15 protein-coding genes are annotated in these 15727 nt (G+C 68.6%); 14 read left to right on the top strand and 1 reads right to left on the bottom strand.

The window, feature by feature from the left end:
• The first annotated feature begins 5 nt into the window (after positions 1–5).
• The 14 genes from WCE37_RS10930 to WCE37_RS10995 all read left to right on the top strand — a co-directional run bounded on the left by WCE37_RS10930 (position 6) and on the right by WCE37_RS10995 (position 14237).
• Positions 6–761 (top strand): helix-turn-helix domain-containing protein, encoded by a 756-nt coding sequence (locus WCE37_RS10930; protein ID WP_343253941.1) that lies wholly within the window; start codon positions 6–8, stop codon positions 759–761.
• Positions 762–895: 134 nt separating this feature from the next.
• Positions 896–3178 carry a nitric-oxide reductase large subunit gene (locus WCE37_RS10935; RefSeq protein WP_343279390.1) on the top strand — a complete coding sequence of 761 codons (2283 nt, stop codon included), beginning with the start codon at positions 896–898 and terminating at the stop codon, positions 3176–3178.
• A gap of 150 nt (positions 3179–3328) precedes the next feature.
• Entirely contained in the window at positions 3329–4555 is a 1227-nt protein-coding gene (locus WCE37_RS10940; protein WP_343279391.1) for an NnrS family protein, read from the top strand.
• Positions 4556–4559: 4 nt separating this feature from the next.
• Complete coding sequence (locus tag WCE37_RS10945; protein WP_343253938.1) at positions 4560–4967, top strand: SirB2 family protein; 408 nt, start codon at positions 4560–4562, stop codon at positions 4965–4967.
• 243 nt (positions 4968–5210) lie between these two features.
• Positions 5211–6716: a cytochrome-c oxidase, cbb3-type subunit I gene (gene ccoN / locus WCE37_RS10950; RefSeq protein ID WP_343279392.1), complete on the top strand. Its 1506-nt coding sequence runs from the start codon at positions 5211–5213 to the stop codon at positions 6714–6716.
• 1 nt (position 6717) lies between these two features.
• Positions 6718–7398: a cytochrome-c oxidase, cbb3-type subunit II gene (gene ccoO, locus WCE37_RS10955; RefSeq protein WP_343253936.1), complete on the top strand. Its 681-nt coding sequence runs from the start codon at positions 6718–6720 to the stop codon at positions 7396–7398.
• On the top strand, positions 7395–7538 hold the full coding sequence (locus WCE37_RS10960) for a cbb3-type cytochrome c oxidase subunit 3 (RefSeq protein WP_343253935.1): 144 nt from the start codon (positions 7395–7397) through the stop codon (positions 7536–7538). The genes ccoO and WCE37_RS10960 overlap by 4 nt, the downstream gene beginning before the upstream one ends.
• Positions 7535–8470, top strand: coding sequence for a cytochrome-c oxidase, cbb3-type subunit III (gene ccoP / locus WCE37_RS10965; protein WP_343253934.1), 936 nt, complete (start codon positions 7535–7537; stop codon positions 8468–8470). The genes WCE37_RS10960 and ccoP overlap by 4 nt, the downstream gene beginning before the upstream one ends.
• Positions 8471–8511: 41 nt before the next feature.
• On the top strand, positions 8512–8766 hold the full coding sequence (locus WCE37_RS10970) for a hypothetical protein (protein WP_343279440.1): 255 nt from the start codon (positions 8512–8514) through the stop codon (positions 8764–8766).
• Entirely contained in the window at positions 8763–10319 is a 1557-nt protein-coding gene (locus tag WCE37_RS10975; RefSeq protein ID WP_343279393.1) for a 4Fe-4S dicluster domain-containing protein, read from the top strand. Before WCE37_RS10970 ends, WCE37_RS10975 begins: the two co-directional genes overlap by 4 nt.
• Entirely contained in the window at positions 10316–10825 is a 510-nt protein-coding gene (locus WCE37_RS10980) for a FixH family protein (RefSeq protein WP_343279394.1), read from the top strand. The genes WCE37_RS10975 and WCE37_RS10980 overlap by 4 nt, the downstream gene beginning before the upstream one ends.
• A 1-nt stretch (position 10826) precedes the next feature.
• A complete protein-coding gene (locus tag WCE37_RS10985) occupies positions 10827–13244 on the top strand; it encodes a heavy metal translocating P-type ATPase (protein WP_343279395.1) in 2418 nt (805 codons plus the stop codon).
• On the top strand, positions 13241–13525 hold the full coding sequence (ccoS, locus tag WCE37_RS10990) for a cbb3-type cytochrome oxidase assembly protein CcoS (RefSeq protein WP_343279396.1): 285 nt from the start codon (positions 13241–13243) through the stop codon (positions 13523–13525). Before WCE37_RS10985 ends, ccoS begins: the two co-directional genes overlap by 4 nt.
• Positions 13515–14237, top strand: coding sequence for a sulfite exporter TauE/SafE family protein (locus WCE37_RS10995; protein WP_343279397.1), 723 nt, complete (start codon positions 13515–13517; stop codon positions 14235–14237). The genes ccoS and WCE37_RS10995 overlap by 11 nt, the downstream gene beginning before the upstream one ends.
• A 106-nt stretch (positions 14238–14343) precedes the next feature.
• Here the strand turns inward: WCE37_RS10995 and WCE37_RS11000 are convergent, their stop codons facing one another.
• The gene (locus WCE37_RS11000; RefSeq protein ID WP_343279398.1) at positions 14344–15714 is read right to left on the bottom strand and encodes a replication-associated recombination protein A; all 1371 of its coding nucleotides are present in this window, start codon (positions 15712–15714) and stop codon (positions 14344–14346) included.
• Positions 15715–15727 lie beyond the last annotated feature (13 nt).

Below are 15727 nucleotides of genomic sequence, written 5' to 3' on the forward strand. Positions count from 1 at the left end.
CCGTGGTGAACAAGATCGCGTTCCCGCGCGTCGATCCCAGCGTGCTGGCCGACGACGGCGACGCATTCCATTTCTGCTCGACCTGCGCGTTCTCCCAGGCCTGCATGGCCCAGGGCATGGACAAGGCATCGCTGGGCGAACTGCACATGCTGGTCGAGCACGTCGGCCCGCTGCACGCCGGCGAGCACGTGTTCCGCGTCGGCGATCCCTTCGAAGCCATCGCGGCGGTTCGCGCGGGCACGGTCAAGACCTACGTCATCGATCCCAGCGGCCGCGAGCACGTGCTCGGCTTCCATTTCCCGGGCGAGGTGATCGGCCTCGACGGCATCGACGGCGACACCTATCCGTGCAACGCCGTGGCGCTCGACACGGTGATGCTGTGCCGGTTCTCGTTCCCGAAGATCTCGGTGCTGGCCGGCCGCCTGCCGGGCCTGCAGCAGCACCTGTTCCGGCTGCTCAGCCGCGACATCGGCCGCGCCGCCCTGCTTGCCGGCGACTGGACGGCCGACGAGCGCCTGGCCGCGTTCCTGGTGATGATGTCGCGCCGGCTGGCGGCACGCGGGTTCTCGCCCGACCGGTTCCAGCTGACCATGGCGCGCACCGACATCGCCAACTACCTGCGCCTGGCGCCGGAAACCGTCAGCCGCGTGCTCAAGCGCTTCCAGGCCGACGGCCTGCTGCGGGTGGATCGACGCGAACTCGAGATCATCGACCAGGCCCGCCTTGGCGCCCTGGCGACGCCCGTGCTCTGGAAGCAGTAAGGCTTCGCGGGACGACTCGATGGCCGCGCGGCCGAGCATGCACCGGCCCTGCTCCACTGCTTGACCCAGGTCAGTTTCTTTTCCCACACCAACCACCACGATGACGCCGCCTTCACATGCGGAGAAACGTGCCAATGGATACAACCAAGCGGTTGTGGTGGGGGCTGGGTGCCCTGCTCACAGTGACGTTCGCGATCATGCTGTGGATGGGGCGCGAGATCCATCAACAGGCGCCCCCCCTGCCCACGGCCATCGTGACCGAAAGCGGCCAGACGGTGTTCACCAAAGAGGAGCTCGAAACCGGCCGCGTGGTCTGGCAGAGCTTCGGCGGCCAGCAGATCGGTTCGATCTGGGGCCACGGCGCGCTGATGGCGCCCGACTGGTCGGCCGAGTGGTTGCACAAGGAAGCCCTGGCGATGCTGGACATGCGCGCGCAGGCGCAGTACGGCATGACCTACGACGCACTTGCCGCGGATGACCAGGCCAGGCTCGAGGCACAGCTTCGCCCCGACCTGCGCGGCAACACCTATGACGAAGCCACCGACACGCTCGTGATCTCCGACGAGCGCGCGCGGGCGATCGACGTGGTCGCCGCGCACTACGACAGCGTGTTCTCCGGCGATCCCGCAGGCGCCGGACTGCGCGAGGCCTACGCGCTGCGCGAGAACCCGATCCCGGATGCAGAGCATCGCCGGCTGATGTCGGGCTTCTTCTTCTGGGCCGCCTGGGCCACGGTGACCGAGCGACCCGGCAGCGAGATCAGCTACACCCACAACTTCCCGCACGACCCCATGGTCGGCAACACGCCCACCTCCAGCAGCTTCATGTGGTCGATGTTCAGCATCCTGCTGATGATCGCCGGCATCGCGCTGCTGGTCTGGCATTACGCCGTCTGGCACGGCAAAGAGACACCGCTGGTGCCGCCGGCTACCGATCCCTCGCTGTCCATCAGGATCACTCCTTCGATGCGCGCGGTGGGCAAGTACTTCTGGCTGGTGATGGGCCTGTTCCTGGTGCAGATCCTGCTGGGTGCGACCACCGCCCACTACCAGGTGGAGGGCCAGGCGGCCTATGGCCTGCCCTTGGCCGAGATCCTGCCCTACACGCTGACCCGCACCTGGCACACCCAGCTGGCGATCCTGTGGATCGCGACGGCCTGGCTGGCCACCGGCCTGTATCTCGCGCCTGCGATTTCAGGGCATGAGCCGAAGTTCCAGCGCCTGGGGGTGAACTTCCTGTTCGTCAGCCTGATCCTGATCGTGGTGGGCTCCTTCGCCGGCCAGTGGATGGCGGTGATGAACAAGCTCGGCCTGGCCCGCAACTTCTGGTTCGGCCACCAGGGCTGGGAGTACACCGACATCGGCCGCTTCTGGCAGATCTACCTGTTCATCGGGCTGATGCTGTGGCTGGTGCTGATGGGTCGCGCCCTGTGGCCGGCGCTCAAGCGCAAGGACGAGATGTCCTCGATCGCAGGCCTGCTGTTCCTGTCGGTGGTCGCCATCGGCCTGCTGTACGCGGCCGGCCTGATGTGGCGCGAGCACTCGCACATCTCGATCATTACCTACTGGCGCTTCTGGATCGTGCACCTGTGGGTGGAAGGCTTCTTCGAGGTGTTCGCGGTCGCGGTGATCAGCTTCATCTTCGTCAAGCTGGGGCTGGTGCGCGGCAGGTCGGCCACGATCGCGGTGCTGTTCGCAACCATCGTGTTCATGGCCGGCGGCGTGCTGGGCATGTTCCACCACCTGTACTTCGCCGGCACGACAACCGCGATCATCGCCGTGGGAGCAAGTATCTCGGCGCTTGAAGTGGTGCCGCTGGCGCTGATCGGCCTGGAGGCGTACGACACCTGGAAGACCGGCCGCGCCACGCCGTGGATGCAGCGCTACAAGTGGCCGATCATGTTCTTTCTGGCGGTCAGCTTCTGGAACCTGATCGGTGCCGGCCTGCTGGGCTTCCTGATCAACACCCCGATCGCGCTGTACTTCATGCAGGGCACCAACCTGACCGCGGCCCACGGCCACACCGCGCTGTTCGGCGTGTACGGCATGCTGGGCATGGGCCTGATGCTGTACTGCCTGCGCGGCCTGAAGCCCGACCTGGTCTGGCGCGAGGGCCTGATTCGCTCGGCATTCTGGTCGTTCAACATCGGCCTTGCGCTGATGGCGGTGCTGACCCTGCTGCCGATGGGGCTCCTGCAGTTGGAAGCCAACATCGAGCGTGGCTACTGGTACGCCCGTTCGGCCGAGTTCATGGGGCGTCCGATCATCGACGTGCTGGTCTGGCTGCGCACGCCGGGCGACATCGTGTTCGCGATCGGCGGGGTCCTGATGGCCATGTTCGTCGCTTCGCTGTGGCTGGCGCCGGGCCGGGCCCGCACGCCCGCCATGATCGGCGGCGAGGCGCACAACGAGGCCTGAGCAGCTTCGTGGAAGCAGCACCCGGGGGCGGACGCATGTCCGCCCCTTTTTCGTTCTGGCAGCGGCATGTCCCGCCATGCGCGCCGGATGCGCGTTCGCGCTGACCTGGATCAAGGCCGTGACGCCGGCACGCGGTCCACACTGGCCGCCATGGATACACGACCCGACCAGCACATGTCGCCGCGGCTACTGGCCGTCGCTCCGCATCGCCTGATGTTCTTCGTCGGCGCCGGCAACGTCCTGCTGGCGATGGCCTGGTGGGCGGCGTGGCTGCTCGCGGCGCGCTGGCCGGACCTGCTGCGGATGCCGCAGCCCGATCCGTATGCCGGCTGGCTGCACGCCATCGTCATGCAGTACCAGATGCTGCCGAGCTTCATCTTCGGCTTCCTGCTGACCACGTTCCCCAAATGGATGGGGCTGCCTGATGCCGCCCGCTGGCACTACCTGCCGGTGGGAGCCGGCATGTTCGGCGGCCAGCTCGCGGTGCTGCTGGGTGCGTTCGGCGCGCCCGCCGGCATCGAGGTCGGCGTGGCGATGACGCTTGCGGGCTGGACGGCCGGCCTGTGCTTCCTCGGCGACCTCGTGCTGCGCGACCGCAACCGCACCTGGCATGCGCGCTCGTGCTTCGCCGCGCTGCTGCTGGGCTGGCTCGGGCTGGCCGCATTCGGGGGCGGAATGCTGTCCGGCTCGCCGCAGTGGATTTTCGCGAGCATCAAGCTCGGCACCTTCGGGCTGCTGCTGCCGGTCTACCTGACGGTGGCGCACCGCATGTTCCCGTTCTTCGCCTCCACCGTGGTGCCCGGCTATGCGCCATGGCGGCCGCTGTGGCTGCTGGCCGCGTTCTGGGCGTTCTGCCTGCTGCACCTCGGCCTGGAGCTGGTGCACGCCTACGCCTGGCTGTGGCTCGCCGACCTGCCGCTGCTGGCGCTGTCGCTGCTGGCGCTTTGGCGCTGGTGGCCACGCGGCCCCAAGCCCGGCATCCTGGCGGTGCTGTTCCTGGGCCTGGCCTGGCTGCCGGTGACCTTCGCGCTGTATGCGGTGCAGAGCCTGGTCCACTTCGCGGGCGACGGCTTCATCCTCGGTCGTGCGCCGGCGCACGCCTTGTTCGTGGGCTTTTTCGGCAGCGTGCTGGTGGCCATGGTGACCCGGGTGACGCAGGGCCATTCGGGCCGGAAGATCGAGATGCCGGCCGTGGCCTGGTTCGCCTTCGCGGCGATCCAGGCGGTTACTGTCGTGCGCATCCTGGCCGACGTCTCGGCCGACCCCGGTGCGTGGTGGGCCGTTGCCGCGACGGGCTGGCTGGTGGCGCTGGGGCCGTGGGTGCTGAGGCTTGGCAGGATCTACCTCTCGCCGCGCAGGGACGGACGCCCGGGGTGAATCGATGATCGAGTTCTATCCGCAGATCAAGATGGTCCATGTATCCACGGTGATCGCAAGCGGCCTGCTGTTCGCGCTCCGTGGCCTGCTGGTGCAGGCGGGCATGCAGCGCTGGGCGTTGGCGGCTCCCGTGCGCTACACCAGCTACGCCATCGACACCACGCTGCTCACCGCCGCGCTGATGCTGCTCACCATCCTGCCCGGCGCGATGTTCGGCAATGGCTGGCTGGCCATGAAGCTCGTATTGCTGGTGGTCTACGTTGTCCTGGGCGTGTTCGCCCTCCGGCGCGGACGGACGCCGCGTGCACGCATCGCCAGCTACCTGGCCGCGCTGGCGGTGTTCGGCTTCATCTATTCGATCGCCCGCACGCATCACCCGGGTGGAATCGTCTGGATGCTGCTTGCCGCTTGACCCGTGTCATCGGCCCGGGCGCACCATCGCGGGATACTGCATCCACGGCAGGCCGCGCCCCTTTCTCGATGCGGGAGCCTATAATGTGCGGATGCAGCATCCGCCGGTGCGCGGTTCCGTCCGGCCCATGCGCGCAACGCTTCGCGGTGTCAGTCGAAACAGCCCCCGGCATTGACTGTGATCAAGTCCAGGCGTGGGCGGACACCGGAAAATAGACAACCAGCAAACCAAGGTCACGTGCCCATGTCCTCGACCCCAGCCACCGCGACGGCCCTGGCCGACATCAGCGGTTCCGACGCAGCCAGGTCCGGCTTCTACAACGACAAGGTGGTGCGCCAGTTCACCATCGCCACCGTGGTCTGGGGCATCGTCGGCATGGCGGTCGGCGTGTTCATCGCCGCCCAGCTGTACTGGCCGACCCTTGGTGAAGGCATTCCGTGGCTCAGCTACGGCCGCCTGCGCCCGCTGCACACCAACGGCGTGATCTTCGCCTTCGGCGTCAGCGCGCTGTTCGCGACCAGCCTGCACGTGGTGCAGCGCACCTGCCACGTCCGCCTGATCTCGGACAAGTTGGCCTCCTTCGTGTTCTGGGGCTGGCAGGCGATCCTGGTGGCCGCGGTCATCACCCTGCCGCTGGGCATCACCCAGAGCAAGGAATACGCCGAGCTCGAGTGGCCCATCGACTGGGCCATCGCGGTGGTCTGGGTGTCGTACGCGGTGCTGTATTTCGGCACCATCATGAAGCGCCGCGTGCAGCACATCTATGTCGCCAACTGGTTCTTCGGCGCGTACATCATCACCATCGCCCTGCTCCACATCGTCAACAACATCGCCATCCCGTCCGGCTGGGACAAGTCGTATCCGGTCTACAGCGGCACGGTCGATGCCATGGTGCAGTGGTGGTACGGGCACAACGCGGTCGGCTTCCTGCTCACCACCGCCTTCCTCGGCATGATGTATTACTTCGTGCCAAAGCAGGCCGGGCGCCCGATCTACTCCTACCGCCTTTCGATCGTCCACTTCTGGGCGCTGATCGCGGTCTACATGTGGGCCGGCCCGCACCACCTGCTCTACACCTCCCTGCCCGACTGGGTGCAGTCGGTGGGCATGGTGTTCTCGCTGATCCTGCTGGCCCCCAGCTGGGGCGGCGCTATCAACGGGATCATGACGCTCTCCGGAGTCTGGTACAAACTGCGCACCGACCCGATCCTGAAGTTCCTGATCGTGGCGCTGTCGTTCTACATGATCGCCACCTTCGAGGGCCCGATGCTCTCGATCAAGACGGTCAACTCGCTGTCGCACTACACCGACTGGACGGTGGGCCACGTGCACGCCGGCGCCCTCGGCTGGGTGGCGATGATCACCATCGGCTCGATCTACTCGCTGATGCCGCGCGTGCTCGGCCTGAAGGAGATGCATTCGGTCAAGTGGATCGACACGCACTTCTGGCTGCACACCGTCGGCGTGGTGCTGTACATCGCCTCGATGTGGATCGCCGGCGTGATGCAGGGCCTGATGTGGCGCGCCACCAACGCCGACGGCACGCTGACCTACAGCTTCGTCGAGTCGCTCAACGCCACCTATCCCTACTACCTCGTGCGCTTCGGCGGCGGCCTGCTGATCCTTGCCGGCATGGGCCTGATGGCGGTCAATACATGGAAGACCTTCCAGGCGGCCAAGGACCCGGTGCCGCAGCCGGTGCTGCCGCCAGACCCCTCCGACGCCCGCGCTTCGACCCAGGCAGCCTGACATGACGGATAAAAAGACCCCGGCGCCGTCCAACGGCCACCAGAAGATCGAGAAGAACATCGGCCTCATGATCGGCCTGATCGCCGTCGCCGTGTCCTTCGGCGGCCTGACCGAAATCGTGCCGCTGATGTACCAGGCCGAGGCCATCGAGCCGCTCGAGGGCGTCGAGCCCTACCCCGCGCTGGAGCTCGCCGGCCGTGACGTCTACGTCCGCGAGGGCTGCTACAACTGCCATACGCAGATGATCCGCACCCTGCGCTTCGAGACCGAACGCTACGGCCACTATTCGCTGGCCGGCGAATCCGTCTACGACCGCCCGCACCAGTGGGGCTCCAAGCGCACCGGGCCCGACCTTGCGCGCGTCGGCGGCCGTTATTCCGACGACTGGCACCGCGTGCACCTGGTCGATCCGCGCGCGGTGGTGCCGGAATCGAACATGCCGTCCTTCCCGTGGCTGGCCACCACGCCGGTCAGCGGCGAAAAAGTCACCCGCAACATGCGCAACCTGCGCCGCATCGGCGATCCCTACAGCGACGAGGACATCGACGGCGCCGCGGCGGTGGTCGCCGGCAAGACCGAGCTCGACGCCGTGGTGGCCTACCTGCAGGGCCTCGGCCTGCACGCACCCGCGGTCACATCGGCTGCAACGCCGACCGCGGCGGACGTGGAGGGAGCGCAATGATCGGCGGGCTGGTCACGCTGTCCCTGCTGCTGCTGTTCGTGGGCGGCTGGATCTGGGTCTGGCGGCCTTCGCACAAGGCCGAGTTCGACGCAGCCGCGCAGCTGCCCCTTGAGGACGATTTCCTGGAGCCCCGGCAATGAGCACAGGTTGGAGCATTTACGTCATCGCACTTGTGCTGCTGAACATCGGCGGCCTCTGGTACCTGCTGGCCTGGACAAGCCGCCGCCGCCCGGGCGACCCCAAGCCCGAGGAAACCAGCCACGTCTGGGACGGCGACATCACCGAATACAACAAGCCGCTGCCGCGCTGGTGGATCATCGGCTTCTACCTGACCATGGTATTCGCGGTCGGCTACCTGCTGTGGTACCCGGGCTTCGGCAACTTCAAGGGCTTTGGCGGCTGGACTTCGGCGGGCGAACACGACGCCGACAAGGCCAAGCAGGACGCGATCCTTGCCGTCACCTTCCGCCCCTACGACGGCAAGTCGATCGCCACGCTGGCCGCCGATCCGCGGGCGGTTGAACTCGGGCGGGCGATCTTCGCCAACACCTGTGCGACCTGCCACGGATCCTCGGCGCAGGGCGCGGTGGGCTATCCGAACCTGTCCGACGACATCTGGCACTGGGGCGGTTCGGAGGACGAGATCCTCACCAGCATCCTCGACGGGCGCCAGGGCGTGATGCCCGAGTGGGGCACGGTGCTCACCGGCATGGGCGGTGACAACGCGGTGCTGTCGGTCGCCACCTATGCACGCTCGCTTGCAGGCGAAGTCCCCGCCAGCGACTTCTTCGCCGCGCAGGGCAAGGGCCTGTACGAGGGCGTCTGCGTCGCCTGCCACGGCATCGACGGAACCGGCAACCAGGCCCTCGGCGCGCCGGACCTGACCGACGACTACGCCATGTACGGCAGCTCGGTGGAATCGATCATGGAAACCATCAACCAGGGTCGCCACGGCGTCATGCCGGCGCACCGCGAACTGCTCGGCGAGACCCGCGCCCGCCTGGTGGGTTCGTACGTCTGGTCGCTGTCGAACAATGCCGCGACCGGGGAGCCGCAGGCGGAGAACCAGTGAGCCACACTCCCACCCCCGCCTTCGACCACCCGCCGCGCCCCATGGCGCAGCGGGTGGGCGCGATCCTGTGGCCCAGCTTCTTCGCGGCCGGCGTGGCGACGATGGTGTTCTTCGCCTTCGTCGACCCGCTGGTCCTGCGCGACATCACCTTCCCCGGCGTCGAGATCAGCCGCAGCCTGGGCTATTCGATCGCCTTCTTCATGTTCTGGGTCGCCACCGCGGCGTCCAGCCTGTTCACCTGGATCCTGCTGCGGCCGGCAAGCCGGTTCAACAGAGCGCTACCCCGAGATAAATGAGCCGTCGCATTCCCCTGGAGCTTGCCGAGGACAACGGCGGCTCGATGTACGTCAGCGAGCGCAAGGTGTATCCGCGCGAGGTGTCCGGACGCCTGAACACCCTGCGCGTGGCGGCCGTGTTCTGGCTGCTGGGCATGTTCTACGTGTTCCCCTGGCTGCGTTGGGATGATCGCCAGGCGGTGCTGTTCGACCTGCCCGCGCGCAAGTTCCACGTCTTCAGCCTGACCTTCTGGCCGCAGGACTTCCTGTTCCTGGCGCTGCTGCTGATCATCGCGGCGCTGGCGCTGTTCTTCTTCACCGCGCTGGCCGGGCGCCTGTTCTGCGGCTATGCCTGTCCACAAACGGTGTGGACCGAGGTCTTCCTGTGGATGGAGCAGTGGACCGAGGGCGACCGCAACAAGCGCATGAAGCTCGACGCCGGCCCGTGGAACAGCGAGAAGGTGCTGCGCAAGGGTGCCAAGCACGCGCTGTGGCTCGTGTTCGCGCTGTGGACGGGCTTCACCTTCGTGGGCTTCTTCACGCCCATCGGCGACCTTGCCGCACGCCTGCCGCGGCTTGAATGGGGCGGCTGGGAAACCTTCTGGGTGCTGTTCTACGCGCTCGCCACCTGGGGCAACGCCGGCTTCCTGCGCGAGCAGGTCTGCAAGTACATGTGCCCCTACGCGCGCTTCCAGAGCGCGATGTTCGACCGCAACACCCTGATCATCGCCTATGACCCGATGCGCGGCGAGCCGCGCGGCCCGCGCAAGCGCGGCCTGGGCAGCATCGCCGCGCGCGGCCGCGCCCTGCTCGACCAGATCACCGCCTACGACTACGTGTTCCGTTCCGCGCTGCACCCGACAGCGGCCGACAACCGCGTACAGGCGGCCGGCACGATCACCCTGGGCGAAGCCGGCCAGGTCGCCGAGCCGCTGCCGAAGTTCGCGCCCGACGAGTTGGGCGACTGCATCGACTGCACCATGTGCGTGCAGGTCTGCCCGACCGGCATCGACATCCGCAACGGCCTGCAGTACGAGTGCATCGCCTGCGGCGCCTGCATCGATGCCTGCGACTCGGTGATGGACAAGATGGGCTTCGAACGCGGGCTCATCCGCTACAGCACGCAGAACGCCATCGACAGCAAGCCTACGCGCGTGCTGCGCGCACGGGTGCTGATCTACGGCGTCGTGCTGGTGGCGCTGGTCATCGCCTGGGTGGTGGGCGTGAACACCCGCAGCCCGCTGATCGTGGAAGTATTGCGCGACCGCAATGCGCTCTATCGGGTGGTCGGCGGCGGCCAGGTCGAGAACGACTACACCCTGAAGGTCGTCAACAAGAGCGACGATGCCGCGACCTATCGCATCACGATCGACGGCGCCGCGCCCGGCATCGAGCTCCGCGGCGGCGGCCTGGACAGCGTGCCGGCCGCGGCGCAACAGGTGATCAGCGTGCCGGTGGTGGTGACCGCCCCGGACTCCCTTACCGGCCGCCAGCCGCTGCAGTTCCGGGTCGAGACCGTCGATGGCGGGACCAGCGAGACGGTCGACAGCAGCTTCTTCGGGCCCATCCAATGACAGACGAAAACAACAAGCGCCCCTTCTGGCGCGAACCGATGATGTGGCTGGTGATCGGCCTGCCGCTGGCTTCGGTGATCGCCGGCTTCATCCTGCTGGGCCTCGCGGCGCGCGACTCCAGCGACGCCGTGGGCGACGTGGTCCAGCGGACCGCGCGGATGCAGGTCGCCGACCTGGGCCCGGACGCCCGCGCCCGCGACCTGCGCCTTAGCGCGATCATCCGCATCGACGAGGGCTATATCGAAGTACTGCCGGTGACCGGCGACTTCGCGCGCGATGAGCCGCTGCGCGTGGTGCTGCGCCATCCGGCCCTGGCCGCCTCCGATATCGAGCTTCGCGCCGAGCCCAGCGACAACGGCTGGCGCGCGGACGCCACGGTCGGCCTGGACAACGACTGGAAGCTCGAACTGATGCCCGAGGGCAGGCTCTGGCGCCTGCAGGGCCGGATGCCCAAGGGACAGCGGGCGGCCCACGTGAAGCCGGCCCTCTCCGGCGAGCAGGAGTGAGGTGAACGCGGACGCGCTCGCCACGGCGGGCGCCGTGCGCGACGCGCAGGGTGCTGGCGAAGGCTGCTTCCACTGCAGCCAGGACCTTCCCGTGGACCCGGCCAGGGCCAACATCGACGGCGAGTCGCGCCGGTTCTGCTGCGATGGCTGCGCGGCTGCCGCGCAGTGGATCCGCGACGCCAACCTGGTCGACTACTACCGCCTGCGCACCGAACCGGGCGGACGCGCCGCCATCGATCTCGAGGCCCAGCTGGCCGCCTTCGACCGCGATGACGTCCAGGCCGGCCACGTGCGCGAGGTGGAAGGCGGCCGCGAGATCACCGTGCTCACCGACGGCATGCGCTGCGCGGCATGCGCCTGGCTGGTCGACCGTGCGGTCGGGCGCGAACCCGGCGTGTCCGAGGTCGTGGCCAACGCCGTCACCGGTCGGATCCGCATTGCCTGGGACCCGGCGCGCACCGCGATTTCCGGCCCGCTGCGGCGCCTGGCAGGCCTGGGCTACGTGCCCTACCTCGCCTCCGGCACGAGGCTCGAACGCGAACGCCGCGCCCAGCGCAACCGCGACCTGGTGCGCATCGGCATCGCAGGCCTGGTGTCGATCCAGGCGATGATGTTCGCCGAGGCCCTGTACCTCGACATCTACCAGCAAATGCCCTTGGCCACGCGCGACTTCTTCCGCTGGGTCACGCTGCTGCTGTCGACGCCGGTGGTGTTCTGGTGCGGCTGGCCGTTCATCGCCGGCATGCTGCGCGAGCTGCGCAACCGCCAGCTGGGCATGGACACGCTGATCGCCAGCTCCACGCTGCTGGCCTACTTCGCCAGCGTGTTCGAAACACTGCGCGGCGGAACCCACGTCTGGTACGACGCAGCGGTGATGTTCGTCTTCCTGCTGCTTGGCGCGCGGATGCTGGAGCAGCGTGCCCGGCGCACCGCCGTGGCCCAGGTGGACACCCTGGCGCGGGCAAGGCCGGAGCTGGCCACGCGCGAGCTGGCCGACGGCAGCCGCGAGGTCGTGCCCACCGCGGCCCTGGCGGCCGGCGACATTGCATGCATCGCCGCCGGGGACACCGTGCCGGCCGACGGCGTCCTGCTTGACGCCCCGGCGCGCTTTGAAGAAGCGCTGCTGACCGGCGAAGCGCATCCCGTGCTGCACGTGCCGGGCGACACCATTTTCGCCGGCACCGTGTGCCGCGAAGCGCCGGCGCGCATCCGCGTGGAGCAGGTCGGCGCCGGCACGCGCCTTGCGGAGCTGGAGTCGCTGGTCGAGCGTGCGCAGTCGCACCGCCCGCGTGCGGCACGGCTGGCGGATGCCGTGTCCAGTCGCTTCGTGGCCGCCATCCTGGTGGCAACGGTGCTGGTCTACGTCGGCTGGCGGATCCACGATCCCTCGCGGGCACTGGAGGTCGCGATCGCCCTGCTGGTGATCAGCTGCCCCTGCGCGCTGTCGCTGGCTGTCCCGACGGCACTCACCGTCGCCAACGGCACGCTGGCCAGGCTGGGCGTCCTGTCGACCAATCCCGATGCCCTGGGCTCGCTGGCCGCGGCAACCGACATCGTCTTCGACAAGACCGGAACCCTCGGCAGTGGGCGTCCGAAGGTGTCGGCCGTGGAAGCCTTCGGCGCGCTGGACATCGAAGACGCGCTCGCGATCGCTGCGGCGATCGAGCGCGACAGCCTGCATCCGATCGCGCGCGCGTTCGACGGGCAGGACTCGGGACTTGCCGTGTCCGGAGTCGAAGAGCAGCCCGGACTCGGCATCGCCGGCGTGGTCGAGGGGCTGCCATGGCGCCTGGGTCGCGCCGACTTCGCTGCCGGTCGCAGCGACGATGGTGCGCTGTGGCTGGGCGATGGCGACGGCGCGGCGGCGCGCTTCGTGCTGGAAGAGCCTCCGCGCGAAGACGCTGCGACGGCCATCGCGGCGCTGCGCGGAATGGGCGTGGACGTGCACCTCTCCAGCGGAGACGCTGCGGTGTCGGTGGACGCGTTCGCCGATCGCATCGGCATCGACCACGTCGCCTCGCGGCAATCGCCTGAGGACAAGCTCCAGGGCGTGCGCAGGCTGCAGTCACTGGGTCGCACGGTGGCGATGGTCGGCGACGGCCTCAACGACGCTCCGGTGCTGGCCGGCGCCGACGTCTCGATCGCGATCGGCAGCGGCGCCGCCCTCGCCCACCGCGCCGCCAGCCTGGTGCTCACCGCGCCCTCGCTGCTGCGCATCCCCGCCGCCATCGGCCTGGCGCGCCGGACGCGCGCGATCGTGCGCCAGAACCTGGCCTGGGCGCTGGGCTACAACCTGGTCGCCATCCCGCTGGCCGCCGCCGGCCTGGTGACGCCCTGGGTCGCGGCGCTGGGCATGGCGCTGTCCTCGCTCATCGTCACCTTCAACGCACTGCGCCTGGCGCGGGTTCCCGGCCCATGAACGTCCTGCTGTTCCTGATTCCGGTGAGCATCGTGCTGCTGGGCATCGCGGTCTGGGCCTTCCGCTGGGCCGTGCGCAAGGGCCAGTTCGAGAACCTGGACGCGGCCGCCATCGATATCCTGCGCGACGACAGTACCGACCAGTTGCCACCGCTTACGCGGGGTGCGATCGCGGCCGATGACGCCGCGACGCACGTGCGTGCTGCGACGGATCGTGCGGGCACAGCCGCGCCAGGCGACGAACACGTGACCCGCGACCACCGCGACAACCATGCCGATTGACTGGCTCGCCATCGGCGCGGCGCTGCTGGCCGGTGTGCTCGGCGGCGTGCACTGCGCCGCGATGTGCGGCGGGATCGCCGGCGGCTTCTCGGCAATGGGCGGCGGTCGCAGCTGGTGGACCGCGATGCAGCCCAACCTCGGCCGCGTGGGCGGCTACGTGCTGGCGGGAGCGCTTGCCGGTGGCATCGGCGGCGGCATCCTGGCCGCGGCGCGCAGTCCGTGGCTGGCCTTCGGCGCGCGCATGCTCGTTGGCGTGGTGCTGGTGCTGGTGGCGCTGCGGCTGCTGGATCGCACGGGCCGCCTGTCCTTCCTCGGCCGCCCGGGCGTTGCGCTCTGGCAGAGGCTGCGAAGATTCCAGGCACCGCTGCTGCCGGCGAACACGGCGGCCAGGCGCATCGCGCTCGGCGTGCTCTGGGGCTGGATGCCCTGCGGGCTGAGCACCACCATGCTGGCTGCCGCGTGGCTGCAGGCGGATGCAGTCAACGGTGCCTTGACGATGGCGGCCTTCGGGCTTGGCACCCTGCCGCTGATGGTGTCGCTGACGTGGTCGGGTGCACGCCTGGGGCAGTGGCTGCAGCGTGGGCGATGGCGCATGGCGATGGGCGGGCTCGTGCTTGCGGCCGGGCTGCTGACGATCGTTGCGCCCTGGCTGATGCATATCCCGGCGCTGGCCGGCCCGCTTGCCGCACTGGGCTGCCTGCCTCCGCCCTGACGGCCTTTCCCTGCGAGCCGCGCGCAGCGCTCTTGCGGGGATTTCGTGTATCGATCGCGGCTGCAGCCGCTCCCACGGATCCTCGGGATCGCAGTCGCAGCTGCTTCTATGTTTTGGGGGTAGCAGGCTTGTCGGCGCGGGCGGCGCGGGCGGCGCGCAGTCGCTCCAGCTTCTCGCGCAGCTTGATTTCCAGGCCGCGCTCCACCGGGCGGTAGTACACGCGCTCGCCCATTACGTCCGGGAAGCCGGTCTGGCCCAGTGCCACGCCGCCTTCCGCGTCGTGGTCGTACTGGTAGCCGGCGCCGTGGCCGAGCTGCTTCATCAATTTGGTGGGCGCGTTGCGCAGGTGCATGGGCACCTCGGCGCTGCCGTATTCGGACACGTCGCGTTTCGCCTCGCCAAAAGCCTTGTAGGCGGCGTTCGACTTCGCGGTGCTGGCCAGATAAATCGCCAGCTGCCCCAGCGCGAGATCGCCCTCGGGGCTACCCAGGCGGTCATAGGCGTCCCAGGCCTCCAGCGCCATGGTCAATGCGCGCGGATCCGCCAGACCGATGTCCTCCACCGCCATCCGCGTCAGCCTGCGCGCGAGATAGCTGGCGTCCGCGCCGCCGTCGAGCATGCGCGCAAGCCAGTACAGCGCGGCGTCGGGGTTGGAGCTGCGCACCGACTTGTGCAGGGCCGAGATCTGGTCGTAGAAGTGGTCGCCGCCCTTGTCGAAGCGGCGGCTGCGGTCGGCCAATACCTGGCCCAGGGTTTCATCGGTGATGGTGCCACCCTCGCCCACCAGCTCGACCGCGATCTCGAGCAGGGTGAGCGCGCGGCGCACGTCGCCGTCGGCGGCGCTGGCGATGAGGCGCAGCTGGTCGTCGCCGATGACGATGCCTCGTCCGCCCAGGCCACGCTCCGGATCATCCAGCGCGCGCTGCAGGGCCAGGCCGATGTCCTCGGCCGAGACGGCCTCCATGACGTGCACGCGGCAGCGCGAAAGCAGCGCCGAGTTCAGTTCGAAAGACGGGTTCTCGGTGGTCGCGCCGACGAAGATGATCGTGCCGCGCTCGATGTGCGGCAGGAATGCGTCCTGCTGCACCTTGTTGAAGCGGTGGACCTCGTCGACGAACAGCACAGTGCGGCGGCCACCGGCGAAGGTATGGTCGGCCTCGGCCAGCACCTTGCGCACGTCCGGCAGCCCGGTCAGCACCGCCGAGATCGCGCGGTACTCGGCATCGGAGTATGCGGCCAGCAGCAGGGCCAGCGTGGTCTTGCCGCAGCCCGGTGGCCCCCACAGCACCATGGAGTGCACGCGGCCGGACTCGACCGCACGCCGCAGGGCGGATCCGGGAGCCAGCAGGCGGCGCTGGCCGACCATCTCGTCCAGCGTGCGCGGCCGCATGCGCTCGGCCAGGGGCTGCAGCGACTCGTTGCTGGCCGTGAGCAGGTCCGGCTCGATGCCGGTGCCGGGAAAGACCTTGCGTGACACGCTCTGGTGAATC

Origin of the sequence: Luteimonas sp. MJ250, assembly GCF_039548455.1 — a bacterium.
GTDB lineage: Bacteria > Pseudomonadota > Gammaproteobacteria > Xanthomonadales > Xanthomonadaceae > Luteimonas.